Origin of the sequence: Bacillus cereus group sp. BfR-BA-01347 (assembly GCF_022663835.1) — a bacterium.
GTDB lineage: Bacteria > Bacillota > Bacilli > Bacillales > Bacillaceae_G > Bacillus_A > Bacillus_A thuringiensis_K.
This window is the reverse complement of the sequence record NZ_JAKUGG010000015.1, coordinates 15,570-33,976: the sequence shown is the minus strand read 5'-3', so window position 1 is coordinate 33,976 and position 18,407 is coordinate 15,570. Positions and strand designations below refer to the sequence as shown.

Sequence of the window (18,407 nt, the reverse complement as noted above, 5' to 3'; positions counted from 1 at the left end):
ATGCATCTCCTACCTATTTGTTAGTGCTAGCACACCTTCAGGAAAAGTAAGGAGGGAGTCTTCTGACGGGAAAAGATAAATTAAAATGCCTTTTCATAAAATTGAAAAGGCATTTTAATTTATTCAGAATGATTATAAAAGAAAAGAAATTTTTAATTTAATAAATCAATTAAGTTGTGATCGTAATATAGTCGTTATAAAATTGATTCTCTCATGAAAAGTATGTTGTGTAATAACTTTTGTGTGAATTTTTTCGATCATTAATCCTTTTGAAATCGTATCATTCAAATGAAGAGATATCTTATTTAAACAATCATTAAAGCTGTTATAGGATATAATTTCATCTTTATTGAAGAAAGATGAAAGATCAGATTTTTCTTCTATAATTTGAAAGCCTTGGCAAGCGGCGATATCAAATGTACGATTATTAATGGTATTACTTTTTACTCTATTTTTATTTTTATTCTGTGGAAACATATAACTACGATGAGGATTTAATATGAGACTAGCGTTATTATAATAGAACGCAACTTCTTGAGGTGGAATCCATTCTTCTATAATCTTAATTCTTCGGTGATTTTTCCATTTTTTAATTAACTTATTTCTCCAATGTTGACCAATAACAGTATAGTGATAAGGAGTTTTTTCCAAAAGAAACTGTATCAATTTTACTCGGGTTGGATAAGGGTATCCAATGAACAATACTTCACTTTTATATTTTGAATTTTTTAGACCAGGTTTAAATACATCTATATTAGTTGCTAATGGTAAGTGATATACATTGGTATATCCTAAACTTGTGTAATATTTAAGTGCTTCACTATCGATAGTAAATATAAAATCAAAGTTATTTAATAGAAGAAGAGAAGTGTCTATATAAAATGGGTCCTCAGTTAACCAGACAGCTAATTTAATGTTCCTTTTTTTAAAATATTGAATGGCTATTTGCGGTAGATGATTACCTAATAAGGTGAAAACAATATCAGGATGAAACGTTGTTGTAATGAAATCTAATTGCTCTATTAATTCACTCGGCTGTACTGCTAACCATTCGAAATTTTGATTGATAAGTGTTCTCTGTATGCTTTGATCTAGATATTGATAGATTTTTGAGTAACCAGAAGTAATGTATAAGAGTTTCATATTTCAATCCCTGCTTTAGGTATAAAATATATTATGAGCTAAACGTAACACTTTCTATTTCTTTACAACTGATCTTAGTAATACTTATAGTAGGAGGAGTAAGTGAATTTTCCTCTTCTAATGTGACGATACAAGTATTAGGGTTAAAATTTGTAAAAATAGCAGGTCCAATAATATTTCCAGATTTACCAGTCACAGTAACGACTTCGCCTGGTTGTAAATTTTTAAAAATACTACATACTCCACCTGAACAACGAAATAAATTACATAAGAACAAATTTGTCCCTCCTTTAAACAATATACTGTATCATATGAAAGTATGTAGAAGGATGTGTAGACAAGTAACCCTTAGAAGGGGAAAAATTAAATTAAAGAAAATTATTGAAGTGATAGATAAAATAATACATTTGTGATTATTCTGATTAGATTTTTTCATAAAAAAGACATTCATTAGAATGTCTTTTTTATAGATTGAACTAGAACCATTTAAATCATCTTAAGGTGTGGTTAAAGTAACGCTTTCTATATCTTCACAACTTATGAATATAGTATTGGTTGAAGAGGGGGTCAGCACATCTTCTTCTACCAATACCACCGCACAAAGATTTGGAAAGAACAGTGAAAAAGTAGCAGGTCCAATAATTTGACCTGATCTAGTAGTAACTGTAACAACTGTACCTGTTGGCCATGAAGAGAATAAAAAACAAGCTAAACCTTTACAATTTGCCATATTAAATCCTCCTAACTCTAATTTCAAATAATGTAGTAAATTCCAAACATCTTATAGTGTATGTGGTAGCAGTATAAAGTGCTTGGATATTCGTTCATGATCAACAGAATCACTGTGAAATACTACTATACACACGTTTAAAAGATAAAAATGGTAAGGAGGTTTATGAAGGAGATATTGTATGATTTAGTAATCAGTTATTCAAAGTTCCAAATGATATGGATCGGAATTATGGGGTGGGAGATAACGAGTATATCGAGCTATGCTATATGGTATTTGATTAGGATGAGATAGAAGGCTTAAGTTTTTGGTAGCATTTATGGGAATCCAGAGTAACTAGAAAACTAAATAAAATTCTTATTTGCACGACACGTTTCCTTATAAGTGTGCAAATACGAAATAGGAGGGTTATTAATTTGATGACAACAACTGTTTGATTGAAGGTAGGAATGGAAACCGCCAGGTTGAGCTTAAACTACTTATCTAATACTCCTACATGCAAGGCATGATAATAGTCACAAATTGTATGAAGCTAGGTGAAGTTAGCTGAACAAAACCTAAGTGAGAAATCATATGGTAATGGATAGGTCGGGATGCTACAAAATATCTATGGTGAGAATGTACGGCTCTAAAGGATTAATACATTAGAAATGTGTATGTCGTTAATGACGATGTTATCTACCGAAAAGTAAGAGTAAATGATATGAAATTCGGAACATCTAACGATGAGGATGTAAAGATAACAGGCTTACAGCAAGCACCTAAGGATATATGTATAGCTAAGTCAATCGGAACGTGGTAAGCAAGAAAATGTCACCAAAGCCTACTAGAAGACAGGTGCATATACGGTTCTAACGAACCGAAATTGATTTGTTCTTGTGAAGGTGGGGACACGTATCAACGAAGCATGTAACAAATGTGGAGGGATAGTCCCTAGTCTTATTCGTTGAAAACTAAATCAACTATATGTAACTCACAGGATCGAGTAAGATGATGGGACCTTTCGTAAGAAAAGGGAATGAATACATCGGTGAGTACAATATTGTTCGTAATCTAGTTGCTCTAGTATAAAAGGATAAGATGGGACGCTGTATGCAATGAAAGTCGCGCGTACAGTGTTAAGCCGGGGAAAAGATGGAGATAACTTCAAAGTTATATATCGCAACGATATCTAAATTGTATATGTAGAAAGGAGCACCTAATTAAAGTGCTCCTTAGGAGATTGATTATAAATGTCTGTTCATTAACTATTATTATGTTTATTTTATCAAATGGTGAAAAACTTGGACAAAAACTTCATTTTGCACACCAAAGCAGCTAGTTAATAAAACTAACTGCTCGTTGTACAAAAGAAACGCTACGCTTACAGAAATAGTTTGTAACTTTAAGTTGTAGAAATAGTATCAACAGGGTTAAAAATATTATTCGGAAATGAAAGGTAGCTAAACAAAAACTTTATTTTAAAGCTACACTTCAGTGATGACTTTTGTATTATTTACATAAAAGGATAATTATGGTTTTTGTAGAATAAATAAGTCGGGAAAGGCGGGAAGATAGTGCTATATATGGATATAAAAATATTTGAAATGCGTGAAAAACGATTAGCAGAACTACTAGGTGTAAAAGTACTATGGGAATTTATAAGTGCTGTCACAGAGGAAATTGAAAAACAAGAATTAGAGTCTACACCAGGTTTATTAGAAGATCTATTCGTACATGTGAAAGAAACTATTCAAATTCAAAATATGAATCAACGCATAACAAAAGCCTCTGTAAAAACAGAGGCTAATGGTATAGATAAAGATACATTATTTATGGAAGCGTATGTAGAATTAATTAATCTTAAGTTTCTTATTTTTGAATTAGCTGTAGAGCTTTCATTTGTTCTAAAAGAATTAAATTGTTTTGTTCAATCATCTTTGCCACAGCTTCAAAGTGAGCTTGATTCTCAAGAACCTCAATCTGCTTCTCTTTAGGAAGTGATTGAAGTATTTCTTTTATTTCTTTACACTCGTATATGTTATTCTCCGAGTCTTCGATTAATTTATTGCGACGATTGGTGTATTCAAGTGCACCTAGGGTCGCTAATGCGCGAGGATCTAATCCTAGAATTTCCATGTATTCCTCTCCTTTCCTCTACAATAATTCGATAGGGGAAAGGAGATTCCTTTAATGATTTGGTAAAATTGTGAAAGGTGACACTTATGTTAACTTGAATATCTATTGCTAACTTATTCTGTATAAAAAATAGCTGCACAAAAGTACAGCTAGTCTTCGTCACAAATTTATATGGCCTTGATGACGAATTGGGATTGAGGTATATATAGTAATTGAGCTGTTAAGGAAGTTGTTGTGTTAGCAAATGGGTATGCTTCCTTTTAAAGAAAATTACTATACACTATTTCATTCATTTCATAGGTCGTACACAGTTTTTTTTAGGATTTTTTGAGAAATTTTATTTGTACAAGCAGCATTGAACTACCCCCATTTTCACTTCGTTTAGAAGTGAGGGATTCCTAAGTAAAGAGTTCTATCGAACTCTAATTGATTAGGCTAACCCCGCAGTCCTTGCGGTTAGAAGCCTTATCGCTTCATTCTTTAGATTGATACTTGCGTTAATATCTCTATCATGATGTGTTTGACATGAAGGGCAAAACCATTTACGTAGGTTTAGATTTTTAACGTCTTTATTTTGATACCCACAACAAGAACATAATTGGCTGGAAGCAAATGTTTTCGATACGACAATGACTTGTTTGCCATACCATTTTGCTTTGTATTCTAACATTGATCGAAATTGCAACCAAGATACCTCACTAATTGCTTTTGCTAACTTATGATTCTTTAACATATTCGATACTTGCAAATCCTCTATACCGATAACATCGTGGTTTTTGATGATTTCAGTTGAAATTTTGTCCAAGTAATCTTTTCTAGCATTTGATATGTATTCATGAATTCTAGCTACCTTTACTCGTTGTTTATTCCAGCGAGAAGATCCTTTCATTCTTCTAGAAAGAACACGCTGTGCTTTCGCCAACTTATCTTCTAATGATCGGAAAAACTTCGGATTTTCATAGTGTGTTCCATCTGACAAAATAGCGAAATCTTTTAGTCCTACATCTATTCCAATGTAAGAATGTGTTTTCGGAAGTTCTTGTACTTCTGTTTCAACTAATAGTGACACAAAATATCTACCAGAAGGGTTCCGTCTAACTGTAGCATTTACAATACGCCCCTCTACTTCGCGACTTTTGGCAAATCGAACAAGGCCTAGTTTCGGCAACTTTATTTTGTTCCCTACAACGGCAATGTTTTCATTTGTTTGTTTTGTGGTATAAGATTGTACGTTGTTCTTCTTAGATTTAAAGCGCGGTGCGCTGTTTTGTTTTTTGAAAAAGCGTGTATAAGCATCCGCAAGGTTGCGAACAGACGACTGCATCGCAATACTATCCACTTCTTTTAGCCAAACAAGCTCTTTCTTCATGGCAGGTAGTTTGGCAGAGCATGTACCATAAGGTCAAGCCTTTTCCTGTCTCTTTGTATGCTTGATCCCATAAGGATAGGAAATAATTGAATACAAAGCGAGAACATCCAATCGTTTTGTTGATTAGAATTGCTTGTGCCTGATTTGGATAGATACGAAACTTATAGGCTTTATTCATCATTATTTGATTCACCTCCATTTCGGTATATGACTATTATATACCAAACGTACATTCGGTAGGTAGTCGAGTAACACTTTCTGTATGTCGAACAATTAAGATGGCTTCCTGCCATCCCTTGTTCGAAGCCAATTCATCTCCCACCTACTCACTGAGCTGTGACCCTTCACGCTCCTTGAGGAAGGAGTCTTCTTGGCTAAAATGATAAAAAGTGTATTTGAAGTAAGTCAAACTTTTATATGCTATGCTTATTCTATACGCATTAATTTTCAAGTGAGGAGTGAATCAGTTATCACTATAATAGAGAATATATATAATGCTTCTATATCATTAATGTTTTTATCTACTTTTAGTTTCTATCTGTATTTACGAAAAATAAAAAGAGAAAGAAAACTCACTGGTTTCGAGCTTACAATGTTTATCGTAACACAAGTTGGTTACATTCTTTGGGGAATTTATATTATTTATATAAACTTTGGATGATATTTTTTGTTCTATGAACAAAAAGGCTATTAAAAAAGGGTTTGATATAAATATCAAACCCTTTTGACTATATATAATTATTTCACTGCCTCTTTTAATTCTTTTCCAGCCTTAAAAGCAGGTGCTTTTGAAGCCGCAATTTGCATTTCTTCACCTGTTTGTGGGTTACGTCCTGTACGTGCAGATCTTTCGCGTACTTCAAATGTACCAAATCCAAGGATTTGTACTTTCTCTTCATTAGCTAGTGCACTTGTTATCGCATCTAATACTGCTTGTGTTGCTGCAGCTGCATCTTTTTGTGTAAGTTCTGCTTTTTCTGCTACTACTTTTGTCAATTCTGTCTTATTCATTTTTTCCACCTCGTTATATGTAATCTGGTGACTATTATAACGTGTGTATACTCAAGATGCAATTAAAAATATGCATAGAAAAAGCTCTAGCAAGAGCTAAGAGATAATTTCTGTATGGTAGTAAGAATGGTTAATGAAACTTCAAAATTTTAGCTTGATGGGCCTGTCGCTCCCTCTGTTAGTTATGAATTTTTCTTTTCATAGTAGGCCTCCTTCCATTACCTTAAAACTTTTGAATTTTGGTTATGTCCCTCTATAAATATCTCTATCTATATGATAAGGTTTTAATATTACTATATAGGAGGTCTATTGCTTGTGGGCTTATTTGGAACAAAAAATCTTAAAACAGTTACAGATACGGAGTTTTCTTGAAAAGATAATAAAATTAAAATTACAGAAAGATATGTAGAAACCTCAGGTCTAATTAACTTTATCCGTGTTCCAAAAAAAATACATCGAAACAGTTACATATGAAATTAAAACAGTAAAGGTAGCAATATCTGTAGACATAAACCTTATTGGAAAAGGTGTAATACTTGGAACAATTGCTGTAGGTATAGACTTAAAAGATGAAGTGCTAGACTGGTTATTAGAAAAACTGAATTTATGTTAGATTAATAGTGTGTTTATAGCCGTTTATGGTATACTTGTTTATTGAGGGTACAATTTTTAAGAGAAAAAGGCAAACAATATAAATACTTTCTGAAAGTGTTCAATTCAAGTTCAACAAAAAGTATTTGTTACTCTATAGTAGATGCTTTTTGACAAATAATTACGTTTCTTATAAGATAAAAAGATTGAGTGGGCGAGACTCAATCTTTGGGTAATTTCATTCACTTTCTAAAAATCCTACTTTTATGGTGGGATTTTTTTGTTGTTTTGGGATAACTATTATAACGTATACTAAGGATGCAATTAATAATGTACATAGAAAAAGCCCTAGCAAGAGCCCTAGCAAGAGCTAGGGAACAATTTCTGTGTGGTAGTAAGAAAGAAAAATGTGTTCATCGTACAATTCATATTGCAACATCTTAATTAAATGATTCAAATTACCTATTCTAGATGTTCTGCCTGTTTTCACATATTCTAAAATGAAAAATATCCCTCTGATTCATTTCATCTTAGAAGGATATTTCCAATCTTTTTCTTTTCGAGTATTTAGAGCAGGTTTAGATGAATTTGTTGGAAGTGTTTGTTTTTCTATTTCAGCTAATCTCTCATCCAGTTTTTCAATAGCTTCTTTTGTTTCTTTCAGCTCTAATTTAATTTCTGTCAGTAAGCGAAGTATTGCATCTCCTTTTGTCATTTTCAACAGTAATCGCTCCTTTACGTATTAAAACGGAAATAACTTATTCATAAATATATAATAGCATTACTATTAAATCACTAACAATTTAATTAAACAACAAAAAACTTCATGAAGTTTTTTGTTGTTTAACTTTTATTAAAATTATATAATCCGTATATAAAGTTATTTACTGTGCGTAAACTACAACTAAACAAAGGGTGTAGGCACACTAATATGCAAACACTAGCAATATCAAAGGATTAGTCCTTTTGGTTTCTCTATTATTACTAAACAGTGGTATATTAGCCTAAAAAGGGAGAGTATAAAAAACAACCAATTGGTCCTAATTAAAAGGAGATTAATTATACATGTTAGAGACTCTTGAAATGAGAAAAAAGCAACACAAAATAAAAATACATAAGTACAAAAATATCAAAAAATACTATAATCCATTTTTGTTTGCAATCTCGATTATTTATTTTCTCTATCTCATGATTATTGATCATTCTCTTTCAGCACATTTATTACTTTCTTTTATTATGGGGTTTACTATTTGGAGCATAGGCCTTGCAATAAATCTAAAACTCTTATATGAAATAAAGGGAAAACGAAAAATCTTGAATATAGAAACAATAAACGAAATGAAAAAAATAAATATATGAGTCCAGGAAGAAAAGAAAGTTATATCACAGATTATAACGCGTCCAAAAGTGAGCTTGAAAAAATAATGACTTACGCTAAATTTATGTTAGAAGTTAAAGAAAGAGAAAACGAGATAAAAGACGACAAAGGAATTTAGAGATATAATTGTAGTATTGCATGCAGATGATACCGGAAAAACATCATTAAATCCGCTTGTTCATATGCAACTATTAGCTAGAAAAAATAAAAGGTGGTATAAATATGAAATCAACAGGTATTACAAGAAAAGTAGATGAATTAGGGCGAATTGTTCTTCCGAAAGAGTTAAGAACAACGTTAGGAATTGCAGAAAAAGATCCTGTAGAAATATTTGTAGAAGATGAAAAGATCATTTTACAAAAATATAAATCTTATGATGCTTGTGCAATAACTGGTGATATTTCAGAAAAAAATATTTCATTAGCTAATGGTCAAATTGTTCTTAGTCCTGAAGGCGCTGAACTTTTAATTAAGGAAATTCAGCAGCAATTAGTTAAATAAGAACATTCTCCTTAATGCATTACAAAGAAAAAGACATCTATACAGATGTCTTTTTCTTTGACTTAAACCAACATGATTCTACTAACACTACTTTTACAATGGTGAATATATCAGCAATATTTCATATCATATTCATTTTAGCACATATATATCCGTTATTCCGTATATAAAAATACAAGTTCAAGAAAAATACATAATTCCTTCCTAGAAAACGAACGTATTTTCGTAAAACAACTTGATTATTCAAGTTGAGTAGGAATATAATAAGAACAAACGTTCTTATTTGTGAGGGCAATGCAGTGTATGGCTGTTTATTTTTCCAAACAATACAAAATTAATTGTTAATATGAGCTATGCAGACAAAAGAAGAAATAGATCTTTGGCATTATAAAGATATAATTATACTATATAGGATTGTTAGTATAATAAGTTTGATGCATTAAATAAGACATTATTTGCTATTGATGTATTTAGTTTTAATAATCCAGAGTATTTAGATTGTAATGTAGAGTTTATTATTCACAAATATTAAAAAGGTATGGCTGGATAATCCAAACACATACCTTTTCATGAATTTCAAACTTAATTTTTCTGCCTTATGATAGAAAAGGTGTTATTTAAGTACTACAAATATCATTTACTAAAGTGCTTCTTAATGAAATATGTATAATCGATAAGAACATCTAGCGCTTCTTGTTGCTTATCAGCAGGTAGATCTGCTAATGCTACTTTAATGGATTCTAATTTCCTTTCTAGAGGATTATTTCTTCCAAACAATTCATCTATAGTGATATTGTGCAGCTCTGCAATCCGCATAATCGAATCTGCATCAGGATCAGCTTTCCCATATTCCCAATTTGCATAAGTAGTACGAGCGATGTTTAGGCGATGTGATATATCGGATTGGGTATATCCTTGTTTTTTTCTCAATTCAGCAAGTCGTTTGTTTAGATGGGACATATCATTACCTTTTCCTTTCTGATTTATAAAGTTAGTGTAAAACAGAAAAAGTAAATTGTGTCCTAATGACTAATAATAAGGCATAATATAAATTATTTTGTAATATTCAGTTAAAACATTATGATGATAGAGAAATATTTAGAGTTCTATGAGCAAAAAATAGGAAGAAATCGAAACATTAAATCGAGTTTCTTCCTATTATATATACTTACTAAAATAACGAATTTCCCATATCTATTGTGGCCAAGTTTTGACGTCTTGTACGCTCTCTTAAATAACGTTCTGTAGTCATGATAGATTCATGCCCTAAATAGTCCCTTATTTTTTTTAGTTCAACACCCTTTTCCATTAAGTAGTTAGCCATGAAATGCCTACAAGTGTGAGGAGTGATTCTATCCTGACGGTAACGGAGAAAATCTAAATTTATTTCTTCTATTTTTTTTGCCACAAGAGAAGAGAGATAGTCCGCTCGATAATTTGATCCATCAGCTTTAGGGAGAAAAGCGGAGGTACTCGATGCATCTAGTTCTGTTGTTTGTTTACGTAAACTTCGAACATGGCATAAAGCATCCAATGTATCTTCAAAGATGCGAACTTCCCTACTTTTATTTCCTTTACCAACAACACGAAGTAGATAGGCACTTAAAGATGAATGAAAGACCAAATCTGCCCATTTTGCAGTTGCGATTTCTTCAATTCGTAGTCCTGTTGTAGTTAACAGGAAAAATGCAGTGTAAACAAAATAGTTGGATTTTTTCAGTTCATCTAAGATCTGGTTAACTTCTTCGGGGTAAAGGTCACGATTGACCAGCTCTTCTTTTTTTACGGATACTTTTTTAAGGCGACTACTAAAGTTGTCTGAGAGTCCGTTGTTATCGTACACATATTTTAAAAACTGCTGAACTACTGTTTTCTTTTTACGTAATGTAGTGGCTGCATATTTCTTACTTAATTCATAGAAGTAGATTTCCATATCATTATGGGATAACTCCTGGATGGTTCCGATTGTTTCTTTTATGTAACGAAGAAAATGAGAAAGATCGTGAAGATACTGTTGTTTTGTTCGCTCACTTCTTTTTTTCGTTAAAGAAGGCTCATCGTGTAAAAATAAATAAACTAATGATTCTTCACTTAATTGGGAGTAGTCAATATTACGGATACCCAAACCCATAATTTTTTCAAAATGACTGCTATCAAAAAAATCTGATTTTGGTTTTATAATTTGGTTATTATGTTCGTAATTTATAATATTCAAATTTAAACACAACCTTTAACAGAATGAAATATAAAACAAATATTTTTATATCAATTTTTATGATTCTAATTATACCACAATAAACAGATTATTTATTGTGGTATAAATTGAAATAATTAAATAAATATATTTCCATTATAATTTAACGTTTCTGTTTAGGTGATGTATAATGGAAATGTTTAATTGTTTTTTTTGTACATTTCATTCCAAGTGCGGTAGGAGGAGATTTTTTTGACTCATCTTCGTCTGAAAATTTTACAAGAAATCCATAATTTAGAAGATACCCATTGTTCAATTTGCCCTCTGAACAACCTATCAGTGAATTGTACGGATGAGCAAGAACAGGCAAAACAGAGAAACTACAAACATTGTAAAGGTTGTCCCGTTTTCGATTCCATCCGAGAGAAAGGAGAGCAATTGAATTCTTTGTCGAAAAAGAGTACATTTAATAAGGTACGAGAACGTTATATGGAAAATCCATTTAAGTATCTTCAGTATAAGGAGTACTCAATCACAGATGTAGTAAAAGAAACAGGTTTAACAAAGTATCAACTAAGAAAATTCAAACAACAGCTAGAGTGAGAGTTTCGGATGAGGTGAGAAATGGACTATTTATCTTTAGAAGAGGTATGCGATAGGGTAGGTTTAACAAAAAATCAATTAGGCTATTTAATTAAGTATAAACAGATCGAACCTATCAATCTGGCTACCTGGAAAGCAGATGGCGGATATCGTTTCGAGCAAGAAGACGTAAAAAAGTTAGAGGAATTATACAAAGACTCTTTAACATTAAAAGAGGCAGCTGAATTTCTAAATAAGTCTAAGACTTACGTTCATAATGCGGCTAAAGATGGGATATTGCCCTTTAAAGAGATTGCTAAAGGGAAGTCTACTGAACGATTGTACTTAAAATCCGATTTGGAAATTTTCAAAGAAAGAATTGAAAATAGATCAAAAGAGGAGTCGAAAGAAAAAAAGCAGCATTTAAGTCTATACCTTGATGAAAAGGTATTAGAAGCAATAAAGAAAAAGGCCGTAAAGAAAGGGTATAATGGCTACAAGAAGTTTGCTGAAGACATTTTAACCGCAGAAGTAAAAGAAGACATAAAAGAATAGAAATTCCAGAGAGAATAGACCCCTAAAAAAACAAAAACGTTCTAAGGGGTCTATTTTTGTTTTTAAGAAATTTATAAACTATCAGGTCTAATTGCATTACCTGAAACACCAATGACGTTTACAAGCGAATTTGAGAGGTCGTTTTTTTGTTTGTTCAGTCAAAATTGCTGTTATTACAAAAAAAGGAACTGATTATAAGAGAAAAAGTTTCACAATCTATAATATTGATATTTTTGGAAAATAAGGTATTGTTTACTTAATAGTATGAGAGGCGTTCAATAGAAGAAAGTAATTTGATATAAAACATAGAAAATAAATTACGAAAAAGAAAACTTTAAGTATACATATTCATATTATAGTAAACTAATTAATATTAGATATTAGTCTACATACTAAGAAACTTCTTTTTCAAATTTAAAGCTACTATCAAAATTAAAAGGGTTAATTTAATAATATCCTAATACAGTAGGGGTTATGGTATAATGTAGATAGTAACTGAAGACGTGCGGTGGGAGGTTGCACCCTTTCTTTCTCTTAATTAAAGAGGGAAAGGAGGTGTAACCGATATGGATTTTTTACTTCAATTATTACAAGATGCTACGAAGCTATTCATAACAGTATTCGTAACAACTTATGCAACTGCTTATGCAAATAAGTTAGTTAAAAGTAATAATAAACGTAAAAGAACCACCGCGTCCGGCAAGACAAAAGGTGGTTCAAAAAGAAAATAACTAAAAACTTGCAACCAACCACCTTACAGCGGCAGTTACATATTGGACGGGATGTTTCCAGCATCCTGTCTTTTTAGTTTATGCAATTTAGTTAAGTGCTATACTTTATATACATTAAATATGCATTCAATATATATCTAATCTACAGTAAACATACCATATATTTATTTTTTGGTCAATAAACAAGCAATTATGATTTCATTCAAAGAATATGTGGAGTAAATTACAAAAGCCTAATTCTATTCACAGTATACTAAAATAACGAGATACGTCTCCCTTATTTTAGTATACTGTGAATAGAAAGAAAATTCGAAACTGATATAGCGATGTTTAAAGTATAGAATTCATTAGAAATTTATACATCATGTAAAAAGTACACATTTACGAATCATGTCTGTACCCCCCTATGAATTTTCTATACTTGTACTAGAAGTTTTATACATATAGGTGGAGGGAGGATATTAATTGGGACAAGTACGTGTTGATCCAGATAAATTAGAAGCAGCTGCGAATTCCATGTCACGAAATAGAGAGGCTATGGAAAGAGTAATTCGAGAGCTTTTACAAGTCACGTTCGAATTATAGATGTCTTGGGAAGGGGTGGCGCATCAACGATTTTACGATGAATTTTTCTCGAAAAAGAAGAGTATGGATGATTTAATTAAGCATTTGCAACATACCGAACTCGAAGTAAAGAAAACTGCGAAAACATTCCGTGAAGCGGATGAGAAAGCGTTTAGGGAGTTTAATCAAATGGGCAAGCTATGGGACGCCTTTCAGCGAGGAAGCGGGAGAGCGGCAGGTGATACTTTGATTGATCCACTTAAAAAAGCAGGGAATCAAGCATTAGACTTTTTTGGACACTTAGTTGATGATCCAATAGATGCATTGGAAGAAGCAAAATATGGACTTACGGACTTTGTGGAGAGTTATGTTAATGACAAAAAAGAGAAAGCTAAAGATACATACGAGTTTATTGGCGATCTGTGGAATGATCCTATCGGAACATTAAAACATGAGTGGAACGAGGAAATCCAAGAACTGTATGCAATACGAAATGTTTTATCAGATTGGTATGTAAAGAACATAGAATATGGAGATGGAGAAAGTATCACAGAATCAGTAGCATACGGAGCGACTAATTTAGCGTTCTTTGGACTTGTCACAAGAGGTGCCGGTGCCGTAGGTAATAGTGCGAGATAGAGAAAAAATTTGTCATCTATGTCCAAGTTTCAGTTAGAAAATCGTTTAGAACCAGCTCTCGCTTATGGTAAGATAGATTATAAAGTTGATACTATTAAACCATTAGATACATATATGTTTGCAAAAACTTCAAGTGCAGTAAAAAGAAAGACACCAGGTACAGTGACCTCAAGTTTTAATCTTGAACGAAGTTTAGGTACCCAAAAGAAGTTAATGTATAATGATGGCGCTATTGGTATTATTCCACAAGAAGTTCGAGAAAAATTAGCAGGAAGAGAATTCAAATCTTTTGACGATTTTAGAGAGGAATTTTGGAAAACACTTTCTGATTCGAGCTATGCTAAAGAATTTAGTCCTATGAATATAAAACTTATGAAAAAAGGTAAGGCACCTTACTCACCAAGAACAGAACATTATGGTAACCATAATAAATATATACTACATCATAAACAGCCTATTGATAAAGGTGGAGATGTCTATAATCTTGATAATCTAATAATTGTATCTCCTAAAATGCATCAAAACGTTTTAGATCCGGCATACCATTTCGGGTACAAAGGGCTATAAATTGAATGGAAGGATGAAAAATATGACATGTAAAATGACGAAAACAGAACTGCTTGAGCTTGTAAAAAAAATTTATGATCTTGATTTACCTGAAGATGAACACAGTAACTATGTTCATCAATTTAATAACTCTGGTGTACCTCACCCTGCTCCAAGTGATTTAATTTTCTGGAATGATGAAGAATTGACTCCCGAAGAAGTAGTAGAAATAGCATGGAATTACAAAGCAGAAAAAAAGTAGGATAATATGTAAATGATAAGATGGCTCCTTTATGGAGCCTGTTTTATTTTATAACCAGAAAATCTATTTAGGATAACTTTGCCCATCCTCGAGGGGAATAAGATTAATTCATAATAAAATTAATAGCTAATTCCCCTATTTCGGGGATTTGAGCAAAAACACCGGAGGTGCGATTGTAAACTATTCCTGTTGCATGGAATGCTCTATCCGATTCATTCATGAATGACTTATGGATGGGGATTTAAAAAGCAGAGAAAATTATGCAGCTTATGCGATCACCTCGCTACTCTCAGGTTTTACTGGTAGCAAAGGGCTGGATAAAGTTGATCAAGTAGGTAAAGTAGTAGCTGTTACAGGTCTTACAAAAGGAAAATCACTTCAAGCAAATTCCTCTGCATACAGGAATGCATTACATATTTTAAATAACTGTGAATTCAAATGTTCAAAAATAGAAACAACGGCCTATATATTAGACCGTTGTTTCTATGATTTACTAATTTTCCAACCTTCGTCCATTTTTTCTAGTTCAATTACGATTACTTTTTTATAATCGTTTTTAGAATCTTTTTTATAAACAGCATCAACAGTTACTGTAGCGATCTCGTTTTTCTCTTCAACTTTTCTAATCTTATAGCTTTTAAGATCTTCATTAATTGATTTCATTAGTTCTGCATTTCCGCCAATAAAACCAACTATTTTTTTTGCTTCTGGAGTAAATAGCTCTCCAAAATCTTTTGCATTTCCGTCTTTTGCATCTTCAAAATACGCTGTAGCAACTTCTTCGGGATTACGATTATTTCCACATGCTGTAAGTGCCGTAACTGATACAGCCATTACCACCATTAACATGATCATACGCGTAAATTTGTTCTTCATTCAAACCGCTCCTTATATAACTTAATTTCAACTCGTAAAAAGAGCTAAATCACTTGTATAAGTATATAATAATTAAAATTATAAAACTGTGTATTTTTATATATCACTTTTATAATATAGGAGTCATAAAAACGAAGAAGAGTAGGGGAAATCTACCTATTATTATAGTATTGATTTCCGTTATATACATTAGTATAATAATAAAGTCAGAGCATGCTCTGATTAGTCAGCGTTATATTGGGGTATAACAGACGACATTCATTTTTAAAATCATAAAATCGGATTCACTTATATGAAAGATAAAAGCCCTCCTAATTAAAGGAGGGCTTTTATCTTTATTGTTGAAATACAAAAATAAACAGGTTCAGAAAAATAATAGATAAAGCTTTTCTGCATAACCTTTAAAATCACATCTTATCAAGGTTTATTTGGAATACGTATTTTTAACAACAAACAAAATATCAAGCATGTAGCCAACAAGATCGGGATACCATACCTTAGCTTGATAGCGATGTGGCGGGACCCCTTATAAAAGAAATCTATTATTAACTTATAAAAAGATAGGCAATGCCCTTTGTTAAGAAATTGCCTTTTTAAATGAATTAAAACAAATTATAGACGTATTCATTATATTACAAATTATATTACAAATTATTTTTCTATTTAATCAGTTTTGAAATATGCATTTTATTTTAATGATTAATTTAATATCAGTATATACGGATATTAATAGAATTGTCGCCTTTTGCCGATTATTGTTATATATTAATTACTCAATAAGATTATATAACAACGAGGTGGATTTAATTGTCATTTTTAAACAATACTAGAATCGGGACAACATTAAACGTATTAGTAATAATATCAAGTGTCGCTTGTATAATATTATCTATACTAGGATTTTGGGGTCTTAAAAAAGGGGAGCATGCTTCTACTACTATGTATGAAGATAGTTTATTACCAATTCAGTGGATAGGAGCTATAGAGTCTAATTTTTATCTTATCAATATGAATGTAAAGGAAACAATCCTATCAAAAGATGAAAAACGAATAAAAGAACTTTTAACAGAAATAGATGTAGCTCGTACAGAAACTGATCAGTTATTAAAGAAGTTTGAGACAAGAGTTAGTTCTAATAGAGAAAAGGAATTGTATAACACATTTTATACGATATTTAAAGACTTAAGAACACAGCTAAAAAAAGTGCAAGATTTAGGACAATCTAATAATGAAGAAGCATATGCTTATTACCTAAAAGAGGTTGATCCTAATATGAAAAAGTCAATTCAGGCAATTCGTGAACTTATCCAATTTAATAATAATAATGCAGATCAATTACAAAAAAATAATACAGCCAGTGCAACAAATACTCTAATCCTGTTTGTTAGTATCTCCATTATAGCAATTACAATCGTTATTTTTATTGGTTATGTCATTAAAAGTGCTATTAAACAACCAATTGTATTATTACAAAGGGATATGGAGCGAGTATCTGAAGGTGACTTAACTATACGTACTTCTTATAAATCAAATAATGAATTGGGAAGTATTGTGAAGTCTTTTAATAGTATGCTGGATAACTTGCAACGATTAATTGGAGAAGTAAAAATCACAACACAAGAGGTTATTTCTTCTACTGATGGGATGTTGCAAGATACAAAACGAGCATCTCATATATCAAGAGAGGTTGTTCAAACTATTTCTGAGGTCGATAAAAAAATAGAAGGTCAAGTTACTAGTATTCAAGAAAGTTCATCATCAATGGAAGAAATTGCGACTGGAGTTCAAACAGTAGCTGAATCTTCAGCAACGGTTACAGAAGTGGCTGTCACAACAACAGAACAAGTCAATTCTGGTAGTGAAGTGATAAAACAATCTATACTTCAAATGAATAGTATTCATGAAGTTGTTGAAGAAACTTCTAAAGTAATTGAGAGGCTTGTTACACGTACGCAACAAATAGATAAAGCTTTGGATGCAATCACTAATATTGCTGAACAAACAAATCTTCTTGCCTTAAACGCATCAATTGAAGCTGCACGTGCTGGAGAAAATGGAAAAGGATTTGCAGTAGTAGCAAAAGAAGTAGGAAATTTAGCTGAGCAGTCTAAAACATCCGCATATGAAATCAATCATTTAATACAATCCATTCAACAAGATACAAAAGATACAGTTGATGCAATGCAAAAAGGCCAACAAAAAGCATCGGAAGGAAAAGAAACTGCTAATAAAGCAGATCAAGCATTCGCAGCTATTATGATGGCTATTAATAAAATCACTAGCCAAATTCAAGAAGTATCTGCAGCGACAGAAGAAATGTCTGCCGGTACAGAAGAAGTCAATGCCTCTATGTCGAGTGTTTCTGAAACTGCAACACAAGTAGCTAAGGAAACAACTCAAACTGTACAGTCAATCCAATCACAAGCAGCATCAATCGAGGAGATATCAAATCAATCTAACAAAATAAAAGAAAAAGTAGAAGCATTGTCCGCATTAGTTTCAAAATTTATTATTGAGAAGCAAGACAAAGAGCAATAAAATATATCAAATATGATGTAAGAGTAATAAAAAAGACAATTGTAACTTTTATAAAGGGGTACCGCCAGCATTTCGGAAA

Annotated in this window: 20 protein-coding genes and 4 pseudogenes; 14 read left to right on the top strand and 10 right to left on the bottom strand. The window is 31.9% G+C overall.

The window, feature by feature from the left end:
- Nucleotides 1-165 precede the first annotated feature (165 nt).
- From MR143_RS20730 to MR143_RS20720, 3 genes are all read right to left on the bottom strand, one after another.
- Nucleotides 166-1,143, bottom strand: coding sequence for a CgeB family protein (locus MR143_RS20730; protein WP_000772277.1), 978 nt, complete (start codon nt 1,141-1,143; stop codon nt 166-168).
- Between the two features lie 31 nt (nt 1,144-1,174).
- Complete coding sequence (locus MR143_RS20725) at nt 1,175-1,420, bottom strand: hypothetical protein (RefSeq protein ID WP_000477974.1); 246 nt, start codon at nt 1,418-1,420, stop codon at nt 1,175-1,177.
- 219 nt (nt 1,421-1,639) lie between these two features.
- Nucleotides 1,640-1,873, bottom strand: a complete 234-nt coding sequence (locus tag MR143_RS20720; protein WP_001262458.1) for a hypothetical protein — start codon at nt 1,871-1,873, stop codon at nt 1,640-1,642.
- 86 nt (nt 1,874-1,959) lie between these two features.
- Between MR143_RS20720 and MR143_RS33485 the strand changes: the two genes are divergently transcribed.
- The gene (locus MR143_RS33485; RefSeq protein ID WP_142386006.1) at nt 1,960-2,058 is read left to right on the top strand and encodes a YopX family protein; all 99 of its coding nucleotides are present in this window, start codon (nt 1,960-1,962) and stop codon (nt 2,056-2,058) included.
- Nucleotides 2,059-3,438: 1,380 nt separating this feature from the next.
- Nucleotides 3,439-3,849: a hypothetical protein gene (locus tag MR143_RS20715; RefSeq protein WP_033690398.1), complete on the top strand. Its 411-nt coding sequence runs from the start codon at nt 3,439-3,441 to the stop codon at nt 3,847-3,849.
- A 309-nt stretch (nt 3,850-4,158) separates the two neighbouring features.
- Here MR143_RS20715 and MR143_RS20710 read toward each other — a convergent pair.
- Together MR143_RS20710 and tnpB are read right to left on the bottom strand one after the other, a co-directional pair.
- Nucleotides 4,159-4,351, bottom strand: a pseudogene (locus tag MR143_RS20710) (hypothetical protein); the annotation flags it as partial.
- Nucleotides 4,352-4,421: 70 nt separating this feature from the next.
- Nucleotides 4,422-5,541, bottom strand: a pseudogene (gene tnpB / locus MR143_RS20705) (IS200/IS605 family element RNA-guided endonuclease TnpB).
- A gap of 189 nt (nt 5,542-5,730) precedes the next feature.
- Here tnpB and MR143_RS20700 point away from each other — a divergent pair.
- Complete coding sequence (locus tag MR143_RS20700) at nt 5,731-6,021, top strand: hypothetical protein (protein ID WP_199718545.1); 291 nt, start codon at nt 5,731-5,733, stop codon at nt 6,019-6,021.
- Between the two features lie 77 nt (nt 6,022-6,098).
- Here MR143_RS20700 and MR143_RS20695 read toward each other — a convergent pair whose 3' ends face one another.
- A complete protein-coding gene (locus tag MR143_RS20695; RefSeq protein ID WP_199697692.1) occupies nt 6,099-6,371 on the bottom strand; it encodes an HU family DNA-binding protein in 273 nt (90 codons plus the stop codon).
- 436 nt (nt 6,372-6,807) lie between these two features.
- Between MR143_RS20695 and MR143_RS20690 the strand changes: the two genes are divergently transcribed.
- Nucleotides 6,808-6,984 carry a hypothetical protein gene (locus MR143_RS20690; protein WP_242280915.1) on the top strand — a complete coding sequence of 59 codons (177 nt, stop codon included), beginning with the start codon at nt 6,808-6,810 and terminating at the stop codon, nt 6,982-6,984.
- A gap of 498 nt (nt 6,985-7,482) precedes the next feature.
- On the opposite strand, the gene MR143_RS20685 is transcribed toward MR143_RS20690, so the two are convergent.
- On the bottom strand, nt 7,483-7,677 hold the full coding sequence (locus MR143_RS20685; protein WP_199697703.1) for a hypothetical protein: 195 nt from the start codon (nt 7,675-7,677) through the stop codon (nt 7,483-7,485).
- A gap of 350 nt (nt 7,678-8,027) precedes the next feature.
- Here MR143_RS20685 and MR143_RS20680 point away from each other — a divergent pair, with 350 nt between their 5' ends.
- The gene (locus MR143_RS20680) at nt 8,028-8,321 is read left to right on the top strand and encodes a hypothetical protein (protein WP_242280914.1); all 294 of its coding nucleotides are present in this window, start codon (nt 8,028-8,030) and stop codon (nt 8,319-8,321) included.
- 241 nt (nt 8,322-8,562) lie between these two features.
- The gene (locus MR143_RS20675) at nt 8,563-8,841 is read left to right on the top strand and encodes an AbrB/MazE/SpoVT family DNA-binding domain-containing protein (RefSeq protein ID WP_199697693.1); all 279 of its coding nucleotides are present in this window, start codon (nt 8,563-8,565) and stop codon (nt 8,839-8,841) included.
- Between the two features lie 633 nt (nt 8,842-9,474).
- On the opposite strand, the gene MR143_RS20670 is transcribed toward MR143_RS20675, so the two are convergent.
- Both MR143_RS20670 and MR143_RS20665 read right to left on the bottom strand, forming a co-directional pair.
- Nucleotides 9,475-9,801 carry a helix-turn-helix transcriptional regulator gene (locus MR143_RS20670; protein WP_199697694.1) on the bottom strand — a complete coding sequence of 109 codons (327 nt, stop codon included), beginning with the start codon at nt 9,799-9,801 and terminating at the stop codon, nt 9,475-9,477.
- Between the two features lie 211 nt (nt 9,802-10,012).
- Nucleotides 10,013-11,056: a tyrosine-type recombinase/integrase gene (locus MR143_RS20665; protein ID WP_199697695.1), complete on the bottom strand. Its 1,044-nt coding sequence runs from the start codon at nt 11,054-11,056 to the stop codon at nt 10,013-10,015.
- 231 nt (nt 11,057-11,287) lie between these two features.
- On the opposite strand from MR143_RS20665, the gene MR143_RS20660 reads away from it, so the two are divergent.
- The 7 genes and pseudogenes from MR143_RS20660 to MR143_RS20630 form a co-directional block, all read left to right on the top strand.
- Nucleotides 11,288-11,638, top strand: a complete 351-nt coding sequence (locus MR143_RS20660; RefSeq protein WP_199697696.1) for a zinc-finger domain-containing protein — start codon at nt 11,288-11,290, stop codon at nt 11,636-11,638.
- Nucleotides 11,639-11,659: 21 nt separating this feature from the next.
- A complete protein-coding gene (locus MR143_RS20655) occupies nt 11,660-12,172 on the top strand; it encodes a helix-turn-helix domain-containing protein (protein WP_199697697.1) in 513 nt (170 codons plus the stop codon).
- Between the two features lie 566 nt (nt 12,173-12,738).
- Nucleotides 12,739-12,903 (top strand): hypothetical protein, encoded by a 165-nt coding sequence (locus MR143_RS20650; RefSeq protein WP_000346798.1) that lies wholly within the window; start codon nt 12,739-12,741, stop codon nt 12,901-12,903.
- A 600-nt stretch (nt 12,904-13,503) separates the two neighbouring features.
- Nucleotides 13,504-14,106 (top strand): WXG100 family type VII secretion target, encoded by a 603-nt coding sequence (locus tag MR143_RS20645; RefSeq protein ID WP_242280913.1) that lies wholly within the window; start codon nt 13,504-13,506, stop codon nt 14,104-14,106.
- A 111-nt stretch (nt 14,107-14,217) separates the two neighbouring features.
- Nucleotides 14,218-14,673: pseudogene (locus MR143_RS20640) on the top strand (WXG100 family type VII secretion target); the annotation flags it as partial.
- Nucleotides 14,674-14,695: 22 nt separating this feature from the next.
- Entirely contained in the window at nt 14,696-14,914 is a 219-nt protein-coding gene (locus MR143_RS20635; RefSeq protein ID WP_199697699.1) for a bacteriocin immunity protein, read from the top strand.
- Between the two features lie 179 nt (nt 14,915-15,093).
- Nucleotides 15,094-15,353: pseudogene (locus MR143_RS20630) on the top strand (cytoplasmic protein); the annotation flags it as partial.
- 44 nt (nt 15,354-15,397) lie between these two features.
- Here the strand turns inward: MR143_RS20630 and MR143_RS20625 are convergent.
- Nucleotides 15,398-15,790 carry a nuclear transport factor 2 family protein gene (locus MR143_RS20625; RefSeq protein WP_199697700.1) on the bottom strand — a complete coding sequence of 131 codons (393 nt, stop codon included), beginning with the start codon at nt 15,788-15,790 and terminating at the stop codon, nt 15,398-15,400.
- Between the two features lie 807 nt (nt 15,791-16,597).
- On the opposite strand from MR143_RS20625, the gene MR143_RS20620 reads away from it, so the two are divergent.
- Entirely contained in the window at nt 16,598-18,328 is a 1,731-nt protein-coding gene (locus MR143_RS20620; RefSeq protein WP_242280911.1) for a methyl-accepting chemotaxis protein, read from the top strand.
- Nucleotides 18,329-18,407: the final 79 nt, after the last annotated feature.

Bases quoted from the DNA above. Each gene is read 5' to 3' on its own strand.
- MR143_RS20730 (WP_000772277.1), bottom strand. From the start codon at position 1,143: ATGAAACTCTTATACATTACTTCTGGTTACTCAAAAATCTATCAATAT.
- MR143_RS20720 (WP_001262458.1), bottom strand. From the start codon at position 1,873: ATGGCAAATTGTAAAGGTTTAGCTTGTTTTTTATTCTCTTCATGGCCA.
- MR143_RS20715 (WP_033690398.1), top strand. From the start codon at position 3,439: ATGGATATAAAAATATTTGAAATGCGTGAAAAACGATTAGCAGAACTA.
- MR143_RS20695 (WP_199697692.1), bottom strand. From the start codon at position 6,371: ATGAATAAGACAGAATTGACAAAAGTAGTAGCAGAAAAAGCAGAACTT.
- MR143_RS20685 (WP_199697703.1), bottom strand. From the start codon at position 7,677: ATGACAAAAGGAGATGCAATACTTCGCTTACTGACAGAAATTAAATTA.
- MR143_RS20680 (WP_242280914.1), top strand. From the start codon at position 8,028: ATGTTAGAGACTCTTGAAATGAGAAAAAAGCAACACAAAATAAAAATA.
- MR143_RS20675 (WP_199697693.1), top strand. From the start codon at position 8,563: ATGAAATCAACAGGTATTACAAGAAAAGTAGATGAATTAGGGCGAATT.
- MR143_RS20670 (WP_199697694.1), bottom strand. From the start codon at position 9,801: ATGTCCCATCTAAACAAACGACTTGCTGAATTGAGAAAAAAACAAGGA.
- MR143_RS20655 (WP_199697697.1), top strand. From the start codon at position 11,660: ATGGACTATTTATCTTTAGAAGAGGTATGCGATAGGGTAGGTTTAACA.
- MR143_RS20650 (WP_000346798.1), top strand. From the start codon at position 12,739: ATGGATTTTTTACTTCAATTATTACAAGATGCTACGAAGCTATTCATA.
- MR143_RS20635 (WP_199697699.1), top strand. From the start codon at position 14,696: ATGACATGTAAAATGACGAAAACAGAACTGCTTGAGCTTGTAAAAAAA.
- MR143_RS20625 (WP_199697700.1), bottom strand. From the start codon at position 15,790: ATGAAGAACAAATTTACGCGTATGATCATGTTAATGGTGGTAATGGCT.